Raw genomic sequence first — 2394 nt, 5'->3', positions numbered from 1 at the left:
TGAAGTGAATAATGAGACAGCTGAAACATTGATTGAATTAATTGATGGGTGGATTGGTACATTGGAGCGTAGATGAAATTGTTGAACGCTTGATGTCAAAAATAAAAGAATTGGAAAATGTTGGTTTGAGAGGTATTTCATTCAATGATATTGAGTGGGTTTAATGAGATAAATCAGAGTTTTATTTCATTTCAATTTTTCTAACTTGTTAGTTATAAAACTAACGAAATATGCAAAAAAAAATTAGAATAGCCATTTACCTGTCATTTTCATATCATCTTCAAAAGCGTATCTCGTTGCATCTATTGTATGGTTATCTAAATCAACTAATCTATTCTTTGGATTCCCATCTCGGTCAACTTGATAATCAATTGATTCAAATTCTCTTGCAATGTTTGGTGTCCGTTGAGGATCAATCACAATTGCTTCTAAATCATCTAACCAACGTTCTCCAAACTCTACTGAATCTGGGCCTTTTTAGCTGCTTTAACTTTCACACCATGCTCTTCAAGTTCATCTCTTGACTTAGGTTCGGAAGAATCAACAACTGTAATAGTTGTATGATACTCCCTATCAATCAAACGTTCAGCAAGCTTTCTATTTGAAAATTTAACTTCATATATCTCATCCATTGCGTAGATAATTCTTCTAGTTTTGTCATAGTGCCAATGCACGAATGCATCGGGATCATTAGCATACCCAAAGTCATTACCTTGTCGTATATTATCAAAGCTTGCTATTTCTTCATCAGTAATCGTTCTGAATTCCAAATTCTCAAATGGTGCTACACCAGAACCAATTGCTTCACCAAGATATTCCGATTTATATCTCTTTTCATTGCGTTCTTTAGTAGCTAATGCTTCGGCTTTGAACTCTTTAGATATATATGGATTGTGTAAATAAGTGGAGGGATGTACAATAGTATTCTTTGCTAGTGTAATTGTTTCATTTTTCTTATTTACCCATGATTGCTTTCTCTTTGGTGGATTATAGCTATAAAAGAATTTGTAAAAAACACCCTTATCCAATTCGCCACGCAATAAAGAGTTAGTTATAGTTTTTACTTCGTCTTCTGTTTTAAATTCTGCCATTTCCTCAATCCAAGCAATTGCAAAAGGAAATTTAGCATCTTTCAAAGACTTAATTCTTTCTGGCTCTTGCGCCCCCCGGACACAATGTAATTCCCTCTAGGTATGTATGTAATTCGCAATGGAGACTTATTAATTTTGAATAAGTGAGCTACATCTTGTTCATTGATAGCCCATTTCAACTGTTCAAATATTGATTGTTCTAATGTGTTGTCCACTTTCCTAATACACACCGCATTAGTAGGGAACCGCATTATTAATTGAATGATAATATGAGCAATATCTGATGATTTACCTGAACCTCGTCAACCTTTACAAACGATATGTAAGATGTCAGAGTTGAATGTTGCTCGCCACACAGAATGAAATGCTTTCGGGAGCAATTCTGATATTCTAACTTGTCTCATCTGGATCACTCTCAATATCGTCCACAAATTGAATAGCAGACTTCATTTCAACTTCTTGTCTGTTCACATAGGTTGCATCCATTTTGTTTAAAATGTCTACTGCTTTAATTCTGTCGTTTGGCGAGTTCTATTTATCTTCTGCTAAAGACGATAACAACTCTCTCCTTGCTTGAGCATCTAGTATTTTAGATTTACTCATCTTATTTACTCTCGTATCTATGTACGCTCGAACAGTAGTGTTTTGTAGTAACTTGCTTGCGTTCGTATTTACATATTTTGGACTATACCCAGCCTTAATTGCAGCATCCGTAGCATTACCAGAAATGATGTACTCATCGGCAAATCTTTTCTGTTTTAACGTTAATTTCTCCAATTTTCCACCTCACTTTTTTAAAACACTAAAAAACTAGCCGACCTATTAAAATAGGTAGTCTAGTTTATATAATATTTTAATTCTTATTCAAGAGAATATTCAATATTATCAAACACTAATTTGTCATCTTTTAATTGTGCCTCGATAATATCTGCTTTTTTATATCGAACTCTTAAAACCTTATCTTTTTCGGTTGTATCTATACCAAAAATTTGAAAAACAATTGATCCATCATTATTAATCACATATTGAACCCCATCATAAACTTTAGATAACTCATCATAAATTTGGGTATCGTTAAAACCTTGTTCTTCCAATTCTTTATCCTTTGAAACTAATGAACTATCTTCTTGAGTATTTGATTCTGGATTTACACTTTTAAGTGCTGCTTGCTCTTCTATTTGTAAATAAGTTAGTATTTCATTAAAATTATCTTGTAATGCGTTTTGAGCAATAGACAAGATTAATGGTTCTATAATTTTTAGTGTTGGTGTAGAAATCACCAGCACTATTTTTATATACAAAA

Annotated in this window: 2 protein-coding genes and 1 pseudogene; all 3 read right to left on the bottom strand. The window is 32.9% G+C overall.

The annotated features are described in order from the left end of the window. Positions 1-243: 243 nt before the first annotated feature. Positions 244-1342 (bottom strand): annotated as a pseudogene (locus tag HMPREF2811_RS10685) (PBSX family phage terminase large subunit). 280 nt (positions 1343-1622) lie between these two features. Then, complete coding sequence (locus tag HMPREF2811_RS10680) at positions 1623-1868, bottom strand: terminase small subunit (RefSeq protein ID WP_071409308.1); 246 nt, start codon at positions 1866-1868, stop codon at positions 1623-1625. 83 nt (positions 1869-1951) lie between these two features. Beyond that, the coding region (locus tag HMPREF2811_RS11500) for a hypothetical protein (protein ID WP_084802140.1) at positions 1952-2394 on the bottom strand (443 nt) is incomplete at its 5' end.

This window comes from Globicatella sp. HMSC072A10 (assembly GCF_001811625.1).
GTDB classification, from domain to species: Bacteria; Bacillota; Bacilli; order Lactobacillales; family Aerococcaceae; genus Globicatella; species Globicatella sanguinis.
Note: the sequence above shows the minus strand (reverse complement) of the source record. Positions and strands in the feature narration are given on the sequence as shown.